The organism is Mycobacteroides sp. H001, from assembly GCF_001440005.1.
In the GTDB taxonomy this organism is placed as follows: Bacteria; Actinomycetota; Actinomycetes; order Mycobacteriales; family Mycobacteriaceae; genus Mycobacterium; species Mycobacterium gwanakae.
In genome coordinates, this window is the sequence record NZ_LJYH01000021.1 from 745,789 (window position 1) to 763,914 (window position 18,126).

At 65.1% G+C, this 18,126-nt stretch carries 18 protein-coding genes; 11 read left to right on the top strand and 7 right to left on the bottom strand.

Going from position 1 to position 18,126, the window contains the following annotated elements; genetic code table 11:
- Positions 1 to 133 precede the first annotated feature (133 nt).
- The 4 genes from AOT83_RS05685 (at position 134) to AOT83_RS05700 (ending at position 4,372) form a co-directional block, all read left to right on the top strand.
- Positions 134 to 1,789: a circularly permuted type 2 ATP-grasp protein gene (locus AOT83_RS05685; protein WP_030095154.1), complete on the top strand. Its 1,656-nt coding sequence runs from the start codon at positions 134 to 136 to the stop codon at positions 1,787 to 1,789.
- Positions 1,789 to 2,766, top strand: a complete 978-nt coding sequence (locus tag AOT83_RS05690; RefSeq protein ID WP_030095155.1) for an alpha-E domain-containing protein — start codon at positions 1,789 to 1,791, stop codon at positions 2,764 to 2,766. The genes AOT83_RS05685 and AOT83_RS05690 overlap by 1 nt, the downstream gene beginning before the upstream one ends.
- A gap of 56 nt (positions 2,767 to 2,822) precedes the next feature.
- Positions 2,823 to 3,662, top strand: a complete 840-nt coding sequence (locus AOT83_RS05695) for a transglutaminase family protein (RefSeq protein ID WP_046253206.1) — start codon at positions 2,823 to 2,825, stop codon at positions 3,660 to 3,662.
- 62 nt (positions 3,663 to 3,724) lie between these two features.
- Positions 3,725 to 4,372: a TetR/AcrR family transcriptional regulator gene (locus AOT83_RS05700; RefSeq protein WP_057964958.1), complete on the top strand. Its 648-nt coding sequence runs from the start codon at positions 3,725 to 3,727 to the stop codon at positions 4,370 to 4,372.
- A gap of 19 nt (positions 4,373 to 4,391) precedes the next feature.
- Here AOT83_RS05700 and AOT83_RS05705 read toward each other — a convergent pair whose 3' ends face one another.
- Positions 4,392 to 4,991: a type II toxin-antitoxin system PemK/MazF family toxin gene (locus AOT83_RS05705; RefSeq protein WP_030095158.1), complete on the bottom strand. Its 600-nt coding sequence runs from the start codon at positions 4,989 to 4,991 to the stop codon at positions 4,392 to 4,394.
- 77 nt (positions 4,992 to 5,068) lie between these two features.
- Here AOT83_RS05705 and lepA point away from each other — a divergent pair, with 77 nt between their 5' ends.
- Complete coding sequence (gene lepA, locus AOT83_RS05710) at positions 5,069 to 6,922, top strand: translation elongation factor 4 (RefSeq protein WP_030095159.1); 1,854 nt, start codon at positions 5,069 to 5,071, stop codon at positions 6,920 to 6,922.
- 99 nt (positions 6,923 to 7,021) lie between these two features.
- On the opposite strand, the gene AOT83_RS05715 is transcribed toward lepA, so the two are convergent.
- Positions 7,022 to 7,786, bottom strand: coding sequence for a DUF899 domain-containing protein (locus tag AOT83_RS05715; RefSeq protein WP_057964957.1), 765 nt, complete (start codon positions 7,784 to 7,786; stop codon positions 7,022 to 7,024).
- Positions 7,787 to 7,841: 55 nt separating this feature from the next.
- On the opposite strand from AOT83_RS05715, the gene AOT83_RS05720 reads away from it, so the two are divergent.
- Genes AOT83_RS05720 through AOT83_RS05740 form a run of 5 tightly spaced genes read left to right on the top strand, consistent with a single transcriptional unit; the run spans position 7,842 to position 12,605 of the window.
- A complete protein-coding gene (locus AOT83_RS05720) occupies positions 7,842 to 8,852 on the top strand; it encodes a nitronate monooxygenase (RefSeq protein ID WP_070925812.1) in 1,011 nt (336 codons plus the stop codon).
- The gene (locus AOT83_RS05725) at positions 8,849 to 9,031 is read left to right on the top strand and encodes a hypothetical protein (protein WP_030095162.1); all 183 of its coding nucleotides are present in this window, start codon (positions 8,849 to 8,851) and stop codon (positions 9,029 to 9,031) included. Before AOT83_RS05720 ends, AOT83_RS05725 begins: the two co-directional genes overlap by 4 nt.
- 40 nt (positions 9,032 to 9,071) lie before the next feature.
- Positions 9,072 to 11,042: a glycoside hydrolase family 15 protein gene (locus tag AOT83_RS05730; protein ID WP_030095163.1), complete on the top strand. Its 1,971-nt coding sequence runs from the start codon at positions 9,072 to 9,074 to the stop codon at positions 11,040 to 11,042.
- Entirely contained in the window at positions 11,039 to 11,803 is a 765-nt protein-coding gene (locus AOT83_RS05735; RefSeq protein WP_057964956.1) for a hypothetical protein, read from the top strand. Before AOT83_RS05730 ends, AOT83_RS05735 begins: the two co-directional genes overlap by 4 nt.
- A gap of 16 nt (positions 11,804 to 11,819) precedes the next feature.
- Positions 11,820 to 12,605, top strand: a complete 786-nt coding sequence (locus AOT83_RS05740) for a hypothetical protein (RefSeq protein WP_030095165.1) — start codon at positions 11,820 to 11,822, stop codon at positions 12,603 to 12,605.
- Here the strand turns inward: AOT83_RS05740 and AOT83_RS05745 are convergent.
- The 5 genes from AOT83_RS05745 to AOT83_RS05765 are packed head-to-tail and all read right to left on the bottom strand — an operon-like array spanning position 12,595 to position 17,472.
- On the bottom strand, positions 12,595 to 13,848 hold the full coding sequence (locus AOT83_RS05745) for an FAD-dependent oxidoreductase (protein ID WP_057964955.1): 1,254 nt from the start codon (positions 13,846 to 13,848) through the stop codon (positions 12,595 to 12,597). The genes AOT83_RS05740 and AOT83_RS05745 overlap by 11 nt on opposite strands.
- Positions 13,835 to 14,356 (bottom strand): hypothetical protein, encoded by a 522-nt coding sequence (locus AOT83_RS05750; protein WP_052399474.1) that lies wholly within the window; start codon positions 14,354 to 14,356, stop codon positions 13,835 to 13,837. The genes AOT83_RS05745 and AOT83_RS05750 overlap by 14 nt, the downstream gene beginning before the upstream one ends.
- Positions 14,353 to 15,510, bottom strand: a complete 1,158-nt coding sequence (locus AOT83_RS05755) for a hypothetical protein (RefSeq protein WP_057964954.1) — start codon at positions 15,508 to 15,510, stop codon at positions 14,353 to 14,355. The genes AOT83_RS05750 and AOT83_RS05755 overlap by 4 nt, the downstream gene beginning before the upstream one ends.
- Position 15,511: 1 nt before the next feature.
- Positions 15,512 to 15,925: a hypothetical protein gene (locus AOT83_RS05760; protein ID WP_030095169.1), complete on the bottom strand. Its 414-nt coding sequence runs from the start codon at positions 15,923 to 15,925 to the stop codon at positions 15,512 to 15,514.
- Positions 15,922 to 17,472: a hypothetical protein gene (locus AOT83_RS05765; protein WP_057964953.1), complete on the bottom strand. Its 1,551-nt coding sequence runs from the start codon at positions 17,470 to 17,472 to the stop codon at positions 15,922 to 15,924. Before AOT83_RS05765 ends, AOT83_RS05760 begins: the two co-directional genes overlap by 4 nt.
- Positions 17,473 to 17,547: 75 nt before the next feature.
- Here AOT83_RS05765 and AOT83_RS05770 point away from each other — a divergent pair, with 75 nt between their 5' ends.
- Positions 17,548 to 17,793, top strand: a complete 246-nt coding sequence (locus AOT83_RS05770) for a hypothetical protein (RefSeq protein WP_324610064.1) — start codon at positions 17,548 to 17,550, stop codon at positions 17,791 to 17,793.
- Positions 17,794 to 18,126: the final 333 nt, after the last annotated feature.

Sequence of the window (18,126 nt, forward strand, 5' to 3'; positions counted from 1 at the left end):
ACCTGAAACCGGCGGGTGGCCGCACAACGCCAGATTGCGTCCAGGTATCCAGCAAGTATCGGCGATACGCGCGCACGCACTGCCGAATCCGGCGAGTTGGTGCAGCATAGGCAAGGTGAGCCTGCGAACAGTGATGCCGAACTCGGGGCGACCCACACGCACGGCGGCAACGCCACGGCTAACCCGGCGAGATGACCAGATATTCGGCGGTTACCGCGAACTGGTGTCCGAGAAGGGTGCTTACGCCAAGGCCTTCGACGAGATGTTCGACGCCGATGGCAACGTGCGCGGGCCGTATAAGGGGATTTACGCCGAGCTGGCGCCCACCGATGCCGCCGACCTTGCCGCGCGTGCCGACGCGCTGGGCAGGGCATTCATCGACCAGGGCATCACCTTCTCGCTGTCGGGGCAGGAACGCCCGTTTCCGCTGGACCTGGTGCCGCGCGTCATCGCCGCGGCCGAATGGTCGCGGCTGGAGCGGGGCATCGCTCAGCGAGTCCGCGCGCTGGAGATGTACCTGGCCGACATCTACGGCGATCAGGAGATCCTGCGAGACGGCGTGATCCCGCGTGCCCTGGTCACGTCCTGCGAGCACTTCCACCGCGAGGCCGCCGGAATCAATCCGCCCAACGGGGTGCGTATCCACGTCGCGGGTATCGACCTGGTGCGCGACGCGCAAGGCACCTTCCGGGTACTCGAGGACAATCTGCGGTCCCCGTCCGGGGTGTCGTACGTGATGGAGAACCGTCGCACCATGGCGCGGGTCTTCCCGGACCTGTTCGCCACTCACCGGGTGCGCGCGGTGGACGACTACTCCTCGCATCTGCTGCGCGCCCTGCGTAAGTCGGCGGCCACCAATGAGGCGGACCCGACCGTGGTGGTTCTCACACCGGGTGTCGCGAACTCGGCCTACTTCGAGCACTCCCTGCTAGCCCGCCAGATGGGTGTGGAGCTTGTCGAGGGACGCGACCTGTTCTGCCGCGACAACCAGGTCTACATGCGCACCACCGAGGGTGAGCGTCAGGTCGACGTCATCTACCGCCGCATCGACGACACCTTCCTGGACCCCATGCAGTTCCGTCCCGATTCGGTGCTCGGTGTCGCGGGTCTACTCAACGCCGCACGCGCCGGGAACGTCGTCATCTCCAGCGCCGTCGGCAACGGAGTGGGCGACGACAAGCTCGTCTACACCTACGTGCCGACCATCATCGAGTACTACCTCGGCGAGAAGCCCATAGTCGCGAACGTGGATACCTACCGATGTTGGCTCGACGACGAGCGCGAGGAAGTGCTTGACCGCATCGACTCGCTCGTCATCAAGCCGGTGGAGGGGTCCGGCGGGTACGGCATCGTCTTCGGCCCCGACGCCACCGAGAAGGAACGCGCCGCGATCGCCAAGAAGATCAGGGCTGACCCGCGTGGCTGGGTGGCCCAGCCCGTGGTCCAGTTGTCCACGGTGCCCACAAAGGTCGGCGACCAGCTGGTACCGCGCCACGTGGACCTGCGCCCATTCGCGGTCAATGACGGTGACGACGTCTGGGTGCTACCCGGTGGTCTCACCCGGGTGGCATTGCCGGAAGGCTCTCTGGTGGTCAACTCCAGTCAGGGTGGCGGCTCCAAGGACACCTGGGTGCTGGCCTCGCGGGCTTCTGTCGCCGAGCGTGAGCTCTCGGGGGCCGAGGTGGTCCCCGAGCTGCCCAAGGCGGCGGAGGTCGAACAGGGACCCGAGGCGGCCACCGCGGGTCTGCAGGTACAACAGCAGCAACAACAACAGCAGGTGATGTCCTAATGCTGGCGCGAAACGCGGAGTCGCTCTACTGGATTGGCCGATACGTCGAGCGTGCCGACGACACCGCGCGCATCCTCGATGTCACGGTGCACCAGCTGCTCGAGGATGCCAGCGTGGATCCCGATCATGCCTCCCGCGTGCTGCTGCGCGTGCTGGGCATCGACGCGCCGGACACCGTGCTCGATGTGTGGTCACTCACCGAGCTGGTCGCGTTCAGCAGGGGAGTGCAGGGTGGGTCGATTGTCGACTCCATCTCCGAGGCGCGTGAAAATGCGCGCGGCGCACGCGAAGTGACGTCCACCGAGATGTGGGAGTGCCTCAACACCACCTACAACGCGCTGGCCGATCGCGAGCGCGCCGCCCGCAGACTTGGCCCGCATGAATTCTTCACCTACGTGGAGGGGCGCGCCGCACAGTTCGCGGGACTTGCCGACTCCACGCTCAGCCGCGATGACGGTTACCGATTCCTGGTGCTGGGCCGCTCCATCGAGCGGGTGGATATGACGGTGCGGCTGCTGCTGTCCCGTGTTGGTGACCGCGCGTCCTCACCCGCCTGGGTCACGCTGTTGCGTAGCGCGGGCGCGCATGACACCTACCTGCGCACCTATCGCGGGGTCCTGGACGCGAGCCGGGTCGTCGAGTTCATGCTGCTGGACCGGCTTTTCCCGCGCTCGGTGTTTCACTCGCTGCGCCAGGCCGAGCTGAGCCTGGAGGAGCTGGATCACCAGCCACACAGCCGAGTCGGTGCGCGTGCCGAGGCGCAGCGGTTGCTGGGACGGGCCCGCAGTGAGTTGGAGTTCATGCGTCCCGGAGTGCTGCTGGAGGACTTGCCGACACGACTGGCCGGCCTCCAACAGACCTGCCGGGAACTGGGTGAGGCGGTGGCGCTGCAGTACTTCCACGCCGCGCCGTGGGTGGCGTGGACCGATGCCGGTGGCCGCCACGATGTGGATCCCATTGAAGAAGGCGAGATCTGACGATGCGGCACCCACCCGCGGGAGGTACCCCCAACGTGCGCGAAGAGGAGAAGTAGATGTGGCGCTTGCGAGTCGTCCACGCCACCGGTTATGCCTACAAGACGCCGGTGACCGCCTCCTACAACGAGGCGCGGCTGACACCGCGCAGTGACGGTCGCCAGAACGTCATCCTCAATCGCGTGGAGACGGTGCCGGCCACCCGCTCGTATCGGTACGTCGACTACTGGGGTACCGCCGTCACGACATTCGACCTGCACGCACCCCATACCGAGCTGGAGGTGACAGGCCTGTCGGTGGTGGAGACCGATGTCGCGGAGAAGCCGGAGGAAACGGTGGGCTGGGATGACATCCACGCCGACGCCGTCATCGACCGATTCGACGAGTATCTGTCGCCCAGCGCGTACGTCCCACACAGCAAGAAGGTGCAGTCGGTGGGCAAGCGGATCGCCAAGGATGCAACTCCCGCCGAGGCCATTGTCGCGGCATCGAAATGGGTGCACTCGGAGCTCGACTATGTGCCCGGAACCACCGGTGTGCACTCGTCGGCGCTGGATGCGTTGCGTGAGAGAAAAGGTGTGTGCCAGGACTACGCGCACCTGACCTTGGTCCTGCTGCGCAGCATGGGGATCCCGGCGCGCTACGTCTCGGGATACCTGCACCCCAAGGGCGACGCGGCGGTGGGCGAGACGGTGGACGGACAGAGCCACGCGTGGATCCAGGGCTGGGCCGGTGCGTGGTGGGATTACGACCCCACCAATGACAGCGAGATCAACGAGCAGTACATCACCGTGGGCGTCGGCCGGGACTACTCGGACGTCAGCCCCCTCAAGGGCATCTACTCGGGGGGTGGCTCGACCGATTTGGACGTCGTGGTCGAAGTCACACGACTCGCCTAAACACCGCAGAAAAGCCAGTTATTGCACAGGTGTCTGGCAAGAAGAGTAATAATGCGTAGACCATGGTGACCAAACAAGCTACCGGGCTATACGGCGGACGAACGGCAGACGAGCGCCGCGCGGAGCGGAGGCGACGCCTTCTTGAGGCGGGGCTCGAGGTTATGGCCAGCTCCGGCTGGGCTGCGACAACGGTTCGGGAGATCTGCAAGACCGCCGGACTGAACACCCGTTACTTCTACGAGTGCTTCGACGGCCTCGACGAGCTGCTGGTCGCCGTTTTCGACTGGATCATCGAGGACAGCATCGCCACCGCAGGGTCGGCGATGGCCGCTGCCGAGAAGGACTCACGCTCGCAGGTGCATGCCGGTGTCGTGGGTGCGGTGACCGCACTGACCGCCGATCCCCGGCGCGCCCGCGTGATCGCCACCGAGGCGATGGGCAGCCAGCGGCTCACTCGTCGCCGCATGCGGTTGACGCACTACATGGCGTTGATGCTCGGTGCCGCGCGCGCCGAGTTCGATCCGGATGCCGACCCCAACTACACCGCTGTGCAGGCCGAAGCCCTGGCTGCCGGTGTCGCGGGCACCGTGCTGGCATGGCTCGACGGACGGCTGCGTCTTGAGCGTGAAGAACTGGCTGAATACACCGCACAGTTCGTTGACCAGGCCATGTTCACGCCGTTGCCGGTGCGCAACTCCGTAGAGCACTGAGCTGCGCTGATCGGTTCGATCAGCTCCAGGAGAAGTGCGTGCGCAGGCGCATCGCGACGATGTTGAATCGCTCCACGTCCAGAATGGCGCCCTCGCGCCGGATTCCCTCTTCGGGAACATCGAGCACGCGATCCAGGCGCACCCAGCTGGGGCGGCCGTCGTAATCCCAGCTGCCGCTGCCGAGGGCCACCCAGTCCGGATCGGTGTCGTGGCGTTCCTGGCTCGAGAGCATCAGGCCCAGCAGCACCGAGCCATCCCGTCCCACCACGAGCACCGGACGATCCTTGCCCTGTGACGGGTCATCCTCGTAAACCACCCAGGTCCAGACGATTTCGCCGGGATCGGCGCGACCGTCCAGGTCGGGCGTGTATTCGATGCGACGGGCCCGATGGGCCGTGGGCACACTGCGGTTGGTGACCGGACGCCCCGGAATGGCGGTCTGCTGCTCGGTCTCCACGACGCCGATCGCTTCCAGCCCGCGCTGCAGCCCCCGCTGAACGAATTCCGACCCCTGTAGTTGCCGCAGCACCTTCGGGCCTTCGCGGAACACGACTTGTTCAAGAGTGTCGACCGCGATCTTCCCGAGCTTCCGCCCGAGCGTCTGCCACTGTGACGCCATGCTGCGAGCATACTGACCGGTAGTCCCTCACGACGTGTGTGTCAGGAGCATGGTGCGCGGCATGGGAGCATGGTGCCGTGCCAAGTTTTGCCGACACGACGTTCACGGACCCGGCGCTTATCCGTAACTTCTGCATCATCGCCCATATCGACCATGGGAAGTCGACCCTGGCCGACCGGATGCTGCAGTTGACGGGCGTGGTCGATGAGCGGTCCATGCGTGCCCAGTATCTGGACCGCATGGATATCGAGCGTGAGCGCGGCATCACCATCAAGGCACAGAATGTGCGGCTGCCCTGGCAGCTCAAGGGCGAGAACGGGCCCGAGGACTATGTCCTGCACCTCATCGACACCCCCGGGCACGTGGACTTCACCTACGAGGTCTCGCGGGCGCTGGAGGCGTGCGAGGGCGCGGTGCTGCTCGTGGACGCCGCGCAGGGCATCGAGGCGCAGACGCTGGCCAACCTGTACCTGGCACTGGACAAGGACCTGACCATCATTCCGGTCCTCAACAAGATTGACTTGCCCGCGGCCGACCCCGAGCGCTACTCCGAGGAGATCGCGCACATCATCGGCTGCGAGCCCTCGGATGTGCTGCGGGTCTCCGGCAAGACCGGCGAGGGCGTCGAGGCACTGCTGGACGAGGTGGTGCGGCTCATTCCTGCGCCACAGGGTGATCCGGATGCTCCGGCGCGCGCGATGATCTTCGACTCGGTGTACGACATCTACCGGGGCGTCGTCACCTACGTCCGCGTCGTCGACGGCAAGATCACCCCGCGCGAGAAGATCGCGATGATGTCGACGGGCGCCACCCACGAGCTGCTGGAAGTGGGCATCGTCTCACCCGACCCCAAACCCTCTGCGGGCCTTGGGGTGGGCGAGGTGGGCTACCTGATCACCGGCGTGAAGGACGTGCGCCAATCCAAGGTCGGTGACACCGTCACCTCTGCGCGCAAGGGTGCGACCGAACCGCTCACCGGTTATCGCGAACCGCGGCCGATGGTGTACTCCGGGTTGTATCCGGTGGACGGATCCGACTACCCGAATCTTCGTGAGGCGCTGGACAAGCTGCAGCTCAACGACGCCGCGCTTACCTATGAGCCGGAGACGTCGGTGGCGCTGGGCTTCGGATTCCGTTGCGGCTTTCTGGGATTGCTGCACATGGAGATCACCCGTGAGCGGCTGGAACGCGAGTTTAATCTCGACCTGATCTCGACCGCACCCAACGTGGTGTACCGCGTGGTCAAGGAGGACGGCACCGAAATGATGGTGACCAACCCGTCCATCTGGCCCGAGGGCAAGATCCGTTCGGTGTTCGAGCCCGTCGTCAAGACGACTGTCATCGCACCGAGCGAGTTCATCGGTTCGATCATGGAGCTGTGTCAGTCACGGCGCGGTGAACTCGGCGGCATGGATTACCTCTCGCCGGAGCGTGTCGAGCTGCGGTACACAATGCCGTTGGGCGAGATCATCTTCGACTTCTTCGATTCGCTGAAATCGCGCACCCGCGGCTACGCCAGCCTGGACTACGAAGAGGCCGGCGAGCAGGAAGCCGACCTGGTCAAGGTCGACATCCTGCTGCAGGGTGAGGCGGTCGACGCGTTCAGTGCCATCGTGCACAAGGACGGCGCCTCGGCGTACGGCAACAAAATGACCGTCAAGCTCAAGGAGCTCATTCCGCGCCAGCAGTTCGAAGTGCCGGTGCAGGCCGCTGTTGGCTCGAGAATCATTGCGCGTGAGAACATTCGGGCCATCCGTAAGGACGTGCTCTCCAAGTGCTACGGCGGTGACATCACCCGTAAGCGCAAGCTGCTGGAGAAGCAGAAGGAGGGCAAGAAGCGCATGAAGACCATCGGACGGGTCGAGGTGCCGCAGGAGGCCTTCGTGGCGGCGCTGTCCACCGAGTCCACGGCGGACAAACCGAAGAAGTAGCCCTGGCGCAGGCTTCTCGCAGCGGGTGACCCAACCTCGCCGAGTGTGCGAATAGTGTCGATATTTCCGTGAATTTCGACCGTATCGGCACACTCGGGCTCAGTGCTCGCACTCCTGACTCGGCATCCCGACGACGGCCCCACCCTGCGGCCAGCCCGCGGGCGATTCCTCCCACGGCTCCTGACGCCCATACGGTGTCAGGTCCAAAAACGGATACCCGACCGCGGAATGATCCAGCCCGCGCGCGAAGGCCGAATAGGTGTGAAATACCTCGTTTCCACGGCGCAGGAAGACACTGGCGCCGGGCCAATCCCCGCGCAGGTCTTCCTCGCTGAATCCGTCGGCATGTAACTCCTCGAGCGACTTGTAGTTGTACTCGATCGGCGTGCGTGACGGGTCGAGCGTGACGTGGAAGTCGTAGCTGAAATCGCCGTCATTGGTGGAGTACCACGGGAACGTCCACCCGTGTTCGTCGCGGTAACGGGCGATGCTGGCATACGGCGCACGGGACACGCAGGCGAAGGTGACGCCCTTGTCGGTCAACAACGCGCGATCTCGTTCGGTGAACGTCATATCGGCCGCGCCGGTGCAGCTGGGGCATCCGCGGTCGGCGGCGTCGATCCACATGAAATGGTGGATGTACAGGGTGTGACGGCCCTCGAACATGTCCAGCAGCCGCACCGGCCCGTCGGGGCCTTCGAAGAGATAGTCCTTCTCGACTTTCACCATGGGAAGGCGTCGGCGTTCGGCATTGACGGCATCGCGCAGATGGGTGACCTCGCGCTCGCGGGCCAGCAGTTGCTTGCGGGCCGTCAGCCATTCCTCGCGGGTGACGGCGGTGGGATAGGCGGATGAGGTTGTCATACCGATACCGACCCACCCCGGCCGGAAAACTCATCGCGTCGATACGCTGAGCGGCATGAGTACCGTGCTTGCCGGGCTTCGTCTTCCAGTCGTCGGCGCCCCGATGGCCGGCGGTATCACCGTTCCCGCGTTGGCGCGCGGGGTGAGTGCGGCCGGCGGTTTCGGTCTGTTGCCTGCGGGGTACCGCAGCGTCGAGCAGCTGGACCAGGACCGCGAGGCGATGGGCGGTCTTCCCTTCGGTTTCAACGTCTTCGTTCCCACGCCAGACCTCGGCGCCGACCTGGGTGAGTACCTGGACAAGCTGAAGATCTGGGCCGACAAACTCGAGGTGGCTCCGGGCGATCCGGTCTGGCACGACGACGCGTATGCCGACAAGATCGAGTATCTGGTGGCCAATCCTGTCCCGGTGGTGTCGTTCACGTTTGGCGTGCCGTCCGCGCGGGACGCGCACCGGCTGCGCGAGGCCGGATCCGAGGTGTGGATCACCGTCACCAGTGCCGCCGAGGCCACGATCGCCGAAGGCATCGGTGCCGACGCGCTGGTTGTCCAGGGCCCCGAGGCCGGCGGTCACCGCAGCAGTTTCGATGCCGGTGCCCCCGAAGAACCGCTGGCCGATCTGATCGCGAATGTGCGGGCGGTCACCGCGTTACCGCTGGTGGCAGCGGGCGGAATCATGGACGGCGCCGACATCGCCCGGGTACTCGCCGCGGGAGCCTCGGCAGCCCAGTTGGGCACCGCGCTGGTGGTCACCGACGAGTCAGGTGCCAAACAGGTCTACAAAGACGCCCTGCTGCAACCGGCCGAAACGGTGGTGACGCGGGTCTTCTCGGGCCGCCCGGCGCGAAGCATCTCGAATGCGTTCCAGCGGGATATGGAATCGGTTGCCCCGGTGAGCTTCCCGGCGCTGAACTCGGCGACCAAGGAGCTGCGGGCAAGCGGAGATCCGGACGTGATGTCGCTGTGGGCCGGCACCGAACATCATCGGGCCCGGGCCCTGCCGGTGGCGGAACTGATGTCGGTATTGGCCGGCGAACTGGACGCGGCACGGGGTCAGGAGACAGCATGAAACCGACCACCCTGATCTGGACCGCACTTGTCGCCGCATGCCTGCTTGTCGGCATCGACCTGGTGATCTACCTGGCAGGTCCGCGTAGCGGAGGGTCCACCGGTGTCCTTGTGTCGCTCTTGGTGTTCAACCTGCTGCTCTTCGGTGGACTCGGCATCTACCTGCTTCGCAGGCGCTAATGAGCCGGGCGGGTAGCCAGATCGCACCTACGATGGTCGGATGGTGTCGTCTCTTGATCCCGAGCTGTCGCTAGAAGGACTGCTTTCCAGCCAGTCTCCTGTTCAGCGGCGCGGCCCGTTTCCGCCCATTGCCGACTACGCATTTCTCTCGGATTGGGAGAACACCTGCCTGATCGCCGCCAACGGATCGGTGGAGTGGATGTGCGTTCCGCGGCCGGATTCGCCGAGCATCTTCGGGGCGATCCTTGATCGTGGGGCGGGGCATTTCCGGATCGCGCCATACGGGCACAACGTGCCGGCCGCGCGCCGCTACCTGCCGGGCAGCCTGATGGTGGAAACCACGTGGCAGACCAAGACCGGATGGCTGACCGTCCGCGACGCGTTGGTGCTGGGGCCCTGGCACGACGTCGATTCCCGGTCGAAAACGCATAAGCGCACCCCGACAGATTGGGATGCCGAGCATATCTTGCTGCGTACCGTGCGCTGTGTCAGCGGGACGGTCGAAGTGCTCATGAACTGCGAGCCCGCGTTCGACTATCACCGTGAGGGTGCCACCTGGGAGTACTCCGGCGATGGATACGGCGAGGCGACCTGTCGGGCCACCAAGAACCCCGACGCCAATCCGACGCTGAAGCTAACCACGAATCTTCGGCTGGGGCTGGAGGGCCGGGAAGCGCGTGCCCGCACCCGGCTCACCGAGGGCGATAACGTGTTCGTCGCGTTGAGCTGGTCCAAACACCCTGTGCCGCAGACATATGCGGAGGCTGCCGACAAGATGTGGAAGACCGCCGAGGCCTGGCGGCAATGGATCAACATCGGCGAATTTCCCGACCATCCGTGGCGCTCGTACCTGCAGAGCAGCGCGCTGGTCCTCAAGGGCCTGGCGTACTCGCCGACCGGCGCGCTGCTGGCGGCCTCGACCACATCGCTACCGGAAACTCCTGGGGGAGTGCGTAACTGGGACTATCGCTACTCGTGGGTGAGAGACTCCACCTTCGCGCTGTGGGGTCTCTACACGCTGGGTCTGGACCGTGAGGCCGACGACTTCTTCTCATTCATCGCCGATGCTTCGGGTGCGAACAATGGCGAGAAACATCCGTTGCAGGTCATGTATGGCGTGGGTGGCGAACGCACCCTGACCGAGGGGGAGCTGCCCCACCTGTCCGGGTACGACGGGGCACGGCCGGTGCGCATCGGCAACGGTGCCTTTGATCAGATCCAGCACGACATCTGGGGCACCATGCTCGATTCGGTGTATGTGCACGCCAGGTCGCGGGAGCAGATTCCCGCGACCCTGTGGCCGATCCTGAAGAACCAGGCCGAAGAGGCGGCACGGCATTGGCGTGAGCCCGACCGTGGCATCTGGGAAGTACGCGGGGAGCCGCAGCATTTCACCTCGTCCAAGATCATGTGTTGGGTCGCGATGGACCGCGGCGCGAAACTTGCCGAGATGCATGGTGAAAAGAGTTATGCCCAGCAGTGGCGTGCTGTCGCCGACGAGATCAAGGACGACATCCTGGAGAATGGTGTCGATGAACGCGGGGTGTTGGTACAGCGTTACGGCTCAACGGCTTTGGATGCCTCGCTGCTGCTCGCGGTGCTGAACCGTTTCCTGCCGTCCGACGATCCGCGGATTCGGGCGACGGTACTGGCCATCGCCGATGAGCTGACCCATGACGGCCTGGTGCTGCGTTACCGGGTGGAGGAGACCGACGACGGACTCTCGGGTGAGGAAGGAACCTTCACCATCTGTTCGTTCTGGCTGGTGTCGGCGTTGGTGGAGATCGGTGAGGTACGCCGGGCTCGCCACCTGTGCGAGCGACTGCTCTCCTTCGCCAGCCCGCTGCAGCTCTACGCCGAGGAGATCGACCCGCGCACCGGTCGGCATCTGGGCAACTTCCCGCAGGCCTTCACCCATCTGGCGTTGATCAACGCGGTCGTGCACGTCATCCGGGCCGAGGAGGAAGCGGATGTGAGCGGCACCTTCCAGCCCGCGAATGCGCCCACGTGAGCATCCGGGGCGGCGTCGTGGCCGCTGTGGCGATGTGTGTGGTCGCGTCCGGATGCGGGCGCGCCGCGGATGAGGCGGCGCAGGCACCCACCGCAACCGAGTCTTCCTCGGGGACAACGTCATCGGCACCTCCGGCGAGCCCCGCCCCGGCCTTCGGGTATACGCCGGTGTTGGAGCCGGTCAAGGGCGCCGAGGGGATGGTGACTTATGACGTGCCACTGCCGCAGCTCTCGGGCGGAGTGCCCGCCGTCCGCGATCGATTTAACGACGGCATGCGCAGCGCGCTGCGTGATGTGATCGATGCGCTGTCCGGTCCCGCGAAGAGCCAGCAGGTTTCGATCGGTGAGGGCGATATCGGTCCTGAGCGGGAGCGCACTCGTGTCGCGATGATCGGACCGCACGTGGTGGCGGGCATCCAGGTGTATCTCTGGTACGCGGGCGGTGCACATCCGAATCAGTCGGTCTCGACGTTCGTCGTCAACAGCGATACCGCGCAACCGATTACCTATGACGATCTGTTCCCCAACCGATATGCCGCCCTGGAACGGCTGAGGCAGGTGCTACCCGAGCTGGACCCGACCGCGCGGGTGCGCCAGGAGACCGTCAATGGGCGGCTCGAACAATGGATACCCGTGCCGGCCGGGTTGCGGTTCTACGTTCCGGTGTCACACGCTGCCGGTGATTTCGTTCCGATTACCGTGCCGTGGGAAAAGATTCGTGATCAGGTTGCGCCCGAAATCATTCCGGTGCTGAGCCAGTAACAAGGGGGATCGGCTTGTGAGATGTGGTCTTGCGTTGATGCTGGTGGTGACCTGCGGCGTGGCTGCCGGTTGCCTCAAACCACCCGACCAACCTACGCAGACGCCGGAAGCTCCGCCGTCCACCACGACCCCATCCAAACCAGTTGTGTCCGTTACCCCGGCGCAAGCACCGCCGACCGCGAAGCCTGCCTTCGGTTTTGGTCCTACGCTGCAGCAGGAGAGCGGAAAGCAAGGCAAGGTCGACTACAACGTCAAACTGCCTCAGGTCACCGGCGATAAGGCCGGTGCCCGAGACCGATTCAACGACGGCATGCGCGTGGCGCTCAAAGACGTCGTGCGGACCCTGGACGATCCGAAGGCGGCGAAGCCCGCGACAGTAGGTGACGGGCAGCTGCAGGCGGGGGAATCGAGTCGGGTCGTGTTCATCGGCCCGCATGTGTTGTCGGGAGTCGCCGTGTTCCTTTCGAACAGCGGCGGCCCGTACCCCAGCAACAGGGTCGCGACCATCACGATCAACACCGATACGGCGCAGCCGATCATGTTCGGCGATGTGTTCGCAGACCAGGGGGCGGCACGGGAGCAGCTACGGAAGTTGGTTCAGGAGCTTGGGCCGCCCGATCGGATCAAGGCGGCCGGGGATATGAAGTCTGAGCAGTTTTTGCATTGGCTTCCCGTACCCACCGGACTGACTTTCTATGTCTCCGTTCCCCACGTCGCCGGAGATTATGTGCCGGTTACCGTGCCGTGGGCGAAGATTCGCGACCGGGTGGCTCCCGGCATGCAGACGATTCTTAGCCAGTAGGCGGACGCCGCGCGAAATCCGGTGCGTGTTCGGGCAGCGGCCCGATCGCCACCCCGTAGGCGGGAACTGCCTGTAGCCATGGGTATTTGGTGGCGGCGGACAACACCGATGCCACTCTGTTGCTGGGAGTGACGGTGGTGTTCGACCCCACTGCCGAGAACACTCGCCGGTGAACGGCGCGCTGCACCCGCTGGATCAGTGCGGTGGGGGCCCACCGGCGCAGCTGTACCTTGCGCAGGTCGGCGGTGGTCAGAGATCCGGTGCGTAGCGGCTCGGCAAGGATGCGGGCAGTCGCCACCGCGTCGGCGATCGCGAGGTTGATACCGACCCCGCCGACGGGAGACATGGCGTGGGCGGCATCGCCGATGAACAGTAGGCCTTCGCGATACCACTTGCGAAGTCTGTTGAGCTGTACATCAAGCAGTTTCACGTCATCCCAGGTGGTGATGGCATCGGTGCGGTCAGCCAGCCACGGCACCATTTCGGCGATTCGGTCGCGCAACACCTGCACGTCGCCGCTGCGCATCTGCGAGTCGGTGCCCTTTCCGATCAGATACCCGCACTGGAAATAGTCGCCACGATCGAGCATCACCATGAATCGGTTGGTACCCACCCGGGCGCGTGGTCCCTGAGGGTCGTCGGGATGCTTGGGAAGGCGGAACCACCAGACGTCGATGGGCACACCGAACTGCCGCGGCCGCATGCCCGCGGCGGCGCGCAGTACCGATCCGCGACCGTCGCAGGCCACTGTCAGGTCCGCCTTGAGCTGCCCGGTTTCTCCTGTAGCGGTGCGATATTCGACGCCGGTGATGCGGTCGCCGGCGCGCAGGAGCCCGGTCACCTCGGTGCTGCGGAGCAAGGTGAAGGTGGGCTCGGTGGCCGCGGCACTGGCCAGCATCTCCAGGAAGTCCCATTGGGGTGCCATCGCGATGTGTTTGTGCGGTCCCGGAAGTCGGTTGAGATCGCCCAGGCGATATGTCTGCTCCCCGAGGTCGACGGTGACTTGCTCGACCAAGTTGTGGGGCATGGCCGCGAATTTCGGGCCGAGCCCCAGTTCATCCAGCAGATTTAGTGTGCTGGCGTGCACCGTGTCTCCACGGAAGTCGCGCAGGAAATCGGGATGCTTCTCGAGCACCGTGACGTCGACTCCGCCGCGTGCGAGCAGCAGCGCCAGCATCATTCCGGCCGGTCCGCCGCCGGCGATAGCGCAGGTGGTGCTTTGCGAGGGTTCAGGTTTGGTCACGAGTTCTCCTCCACGCCACGATCAAAACTGCTGCCAACGCGAACACCGGTATCAACGAGACGATCCAACTCAGGGCCAGCGGTGGTCCCGGTTGGGGCAGCACCTCCAGATCAAGGATGCCCTGCCCGGGCCCCTGTGGTCCGGTGATATCGAAGATGAACTGGTGACGGCCTTCTTCCTGCAGTGCCCGGACATCCAGCCCCCAGACCTCCCGCTTGCGCGGATGGCGTGCCAGCCGTTCGGCATGCCCTTGCTTCCCGTCGGGCGACACAATGGTGAGCGTGCCCGATTTATCGGCGATCCCGCCGGCGGGGATGAACGTGAAGTCCAGTGATTGCATGGCGCGCAGCGGCCAGGTTGAGAACCCGACGGTCAGGGGATAGGGGCCGACGGTGACCTGTTCGGTGTGCACCACATTTACGGGTGCGTAGGCGTTGGCAGGGACGCTAAGGCCCAGGGACAGGCTGATGACTGTGATGAGTGACAACAGGATTCGAATGTGTCTCACGCGGCTACCCCCGCAGTCTCGGCATCGCTTCCGGGCACCCGCAACATCAGTGCGATGCGCTGCGCCAGAAATCCGGCGAGTGCGCCCAACACCAGTCCCGCCACGCCGACGGTGACGTAGTTGCTCGCGGTTTCGGTGCCCTGCCGATACAGCATTGCGCCCTGCAGCAGATAGCCCATGCCCGCCACCGAACCCAGGATCGCGCCGATGACGGTGGTCGGCCACCGCTGCCATTTCCGGTCCCCGGCCAGGTGCAGCATCCCGGCGGCGAGTACTGCGAAGATCGCGAGGAACATGGGCATCATTCCCGGGATTGTGGGTGGCCCGCCCCAGAGATCGTCGCGCAACGGCAACCCGACTGCCGCGGCGTATTCGTGTGCGGCCCAGGGAGAAAACCACCAGAAGATGGCTTGAATGGCACCCATGATCACCGCGACCCCGAGCGGCGCCAGCGTCGAGCGTACGACGCCCGCGATGAGCAGCAGCACGAGCGGAACGATGAACGCCGAGCCCAGCGAAATCGGGTTGAAATCGAACTTGAAGAGGAACAGCGCCGTGAACGGAATGGCAGTCATCGCCGCCACCAGTGAGGCTTGGGCCATCAAACCCACCACACCCCAACGGAATCGGCGTGCCGCCGCAAAGGTCACGATACTGCCGAGGTCGGTGACGGTTCCGGACACGAACAATGCGAAATGTGGGGGAGAGGCCAGGACGGCGTCGAACCCGTAGACCGTATGCCACCACAGATCCAACAGCCCGTACATGAGAAACGAGGCCGCGCCACAGCCGGAGAGCAGGAAGCCCAGGGGAGCGGTGAATCTGCCCCCGAACACCCGGATCGGTACGCCGCCCACCCAGCGGGGTACTTTCTCACCCACGCGCTGTGCGGCCGTGACCATCAAAACCATGACAAGGCTGGTGATTCCGCCGATCGCGCTACCCGAGTACAGGAACAGATGTGGCAGCGTGAAGAACGTATCGGGACCCACATCGTCGTGCCATTCGACATCCCAGGTGGTCCCCACCGCGCCTACCACGCTGCCCAGCAGCACGCCGTAGGCACCCAATGGCGCGTACTTCTCGATGACGGCGCGGGTGATCCGCGGCGTCTGTTCGGCGCCGGTGCCTGCGGTGCTCGTCTCGGCGTTCATGTCAACCTCCACTCACCCATAGTGGCATCGTCGTGCGTTCATCGGGATCGCCGGAGGGTGGCGTGACGGTCACGATGATGTCCCAGGGCCCCGCCATCGACAGCATCACCTGGTCGAACTTCGTGCGGCCCGATATCACCTCGCGCAGCGGCGGCATGGCGTGGCCCATCAGTGGCATCGCCAATTCAACTGATACCGATTGAGATTCGGGGTAACCGTCATCCTCTCTTTTGGTGATGGCGACTTCCAGAGCGGTCATCCCGACGCGGGGGTTATCCACCGTCACGGCGACGACATAGTGTTCGGTACCCGAGTGCAGCGTGACGGTCTCGGGGGCGCTGGGCCAGGCAATCCACGCCAGGCCCAGCACGGCAGCAACGATCAGCGCGAGCCCTGCCCACACCTGACGGGTCATGAGATGTCCAGTCGTACTGGGATCGTCAGCACCCGGTAGTCGCGCTGTGCCTGAATCCAGGCGAGGTATCGGCCGGGCTTGGGAAATGTAAAGGTGAACGGCACGTCCGGACCGAAGGCGGCCACTGTCTCGTCGGGTGGACTGTCACCGTTGAGCGGTGGTGCCCCCACCATGGGTGGCATCGCATCATCTTGAGTGGGCACATGACCGGTGCTGTGGTCCATGCCGGGCATGTCGGTGCCGCCATGCCCGCCCATGGAATGAGCGTGGGCCCATACCGCCGAATCCTGCACCGCTGTACCGAGTTCACCGGCGGGGACATCGCGCGGGATGGGGCCGGCGATCACCAGATGGCCGAGCATGCCCAGCCACGGTTGCAGAACGGGATCGGCCCCGATGGTCACCGAGAGCGTTGTCGGCCGTCCCGCACGCAGTCCGACGGCGCTCACGTGCACATGCTGCCCGTCGAGCATGCGCATACCGGGACCTTCGAATGGCGCCGGAGCCGTGGGTTTTCCGCCACGTGATGTCAGTCCACCCGGCAGGCGCACCGTCTGTACGCCACCGCCGCGCCGCACGAACTCTGCCGAGACCGCGTACCTGCCGGCCACCTCGGGTGACAACTGCACCGAATAGCGACCCGGTGCAACCCTTATCGGATGTAGGTGAGATAGCCGCCCATCCGGGGCCACCACCAGCAGATGGATCAACGCGCTGTCGTGGATGACAAGGTCATCGGTGGGCAGTCCGGTCGCGGTGTCGATCAGGGAGAAATCGATGTCCGTCGTGCGTCCCGAATCCACGTCTGGCCGTTCGGCGATGAGCATGGCCGAAGGCCGCGAGTAGTCGGTGACCGCGGGGCGGTCAAGGCGGTAGGGGTTGGCGGCGTTGTCGACAGTGGGATCGCGTTGCGGACCCGGCTCGGGCGGTGGCGGGGCGGACGTGGACAGCACCGCCGCAGTGATGGCGATCGCCAGGGCCGTCACGGTCGCGGTCACGGGCACCGCGATCCATATCCCGCGGCGCACCCGGGTCGCGACCACCAGCGAGACCACCAGCAGCAGTCCGGTGGCCGCCAGCCCCAGATAGGCCACCCGCTCGGATGGCGACATCGCCTGACCGACCAGGACCAACGGGATCCGGGCGGTGTGGACGCCGTCACTGATGGTGAGGTCGGTGGGCCCTGGGCGGTCCACGTCGAGAGTCGCGCCGTACGGGCCGGGTTTCTCACCGAGCACGACCAGCGCCGTTGCGGTGGGCACACCCGGCGCGGGCTGGTATTCATCGGTGCTGACGCCCGTGGGCACGAGCTGCACGCGCAGTGGACCGGCCGCGGTGCCCTGGTGAGCGATCAGATCGACATGTAGCGGGCCGGGAATGCTGGTCACCCGGCGGGCCACCACAGTGAGCTCGCGGTCACCCAGGCTCTGTGCGACCTGCACGTCCGCGCCCGCGACGGCGGAGTCCGCCGCCGCGATGTGGGCCCCGCTGAACAGTGCGGAGAATGCGAGCACCAAGAACAGGCACTTCGCGCGCAAATGACTCATCGGTATCCAGTCTGCCCTGCGCCGAAAGGCCCGCGGCATGGTCCGCCTAAACTGGCCCGCGTGAACAGCGACAGCGTGATCGGCCTCCTGAGTTGGTGGGACGGCGTGGAGCTGTGGCTCAGCGGACGCGGGTTCATCCTTCAAACAATCATCGTGATGCCGGTTGTGCTGGTGCTGGCTTACGCGATGGCCGTGGCCGGTGACAAGGTCTTGTTTCTGCTGCTCAGCCTGGCGAATCGGCTCGGTCGGTGGTACCAGGCCGCGCGTCGCCACGCCGTGGAAAATCGGGTAGCCCCGGCCACCCAGGCGGACCTCTCATGAGCGGCATGCCGCAGTCTCGTGTCACGTTGGCGCTGGTTGCGCTGGCGGTTCTGGTCATAGTCGCCTGGCTGTTGAGCCGGTAGTTACTGACTGTTGACGCAATAGTGCTTCTACCTGCCGATTCAGCCGTAAAGAAGGCATTAAGGGGCTCTGCTACGCTTCCGCTCATGCATTCCGCAGCCCGGGGTAACCGCGTGCGCCACATCCTGGCGCTCATTGCGGTCGGTACATGCGCGGTCGCAGACGTTCACTGTTGTCGCTAGACCCATCCCGTCCGCGGTTTGGTGTCGGTAGCGGCTAGTTTGAAGCCCACTGGCTGTTTCGCTGCCTTTC